The 301-nt window shown below is 47.8% G+C and carries 1 protein-coding gene; it reads right to left on the bottom strand.

Features of this window, described 5'->3' with window-relative positions:
* On the bottom strand, positions 1–301 hold a 301-nt coding region (locus tag ATE34_RS10915), incomplete at both ends, for a Cna B-type domain-containing protein (protein WP_142357501.1).

Genomic DNA, 301 nt, shown 5'->3' with positions numbered 1-301 from the left:
TGGCAGTTTCTCAAAGCTGGCTGTCCAGTTGTGGTCTTTGGTCAACTCTTGTACTTGACCAGTTGCCACGCCGTCTTTATAGAGTTCGACTGTGACACTGTCTACAGGTGCGTCGATCTTGTTGCCATCTGAGTCTTGCCACTCTTTTGTGACCGTGATCGCTCGGGTTGGTGGGATCATTGGGGCCCATGGAGTCTTTTCCTTATTGGTAATGGTGAAGCCTTCTTTCATGCTTCCTGCGTAACCGACTCCATACCATTTGCCTGCAAGTAAAATGCTATTTGAAGTTTCTCCAACTTCT

Source organism: Streptococcus oralis subsp. tigurinus (assembly GCF_002093545.1).
GTDB classification, from domain to species: domain Bacteria; phylum Bacillota; class Bacilli; order Lactobacillales; family Streptococcaceae; genus Streptococcus; species Streptococcus oralis_C.
This window is presented reverse-complemented; position numbering and strand designations above follow the sequence as displayed.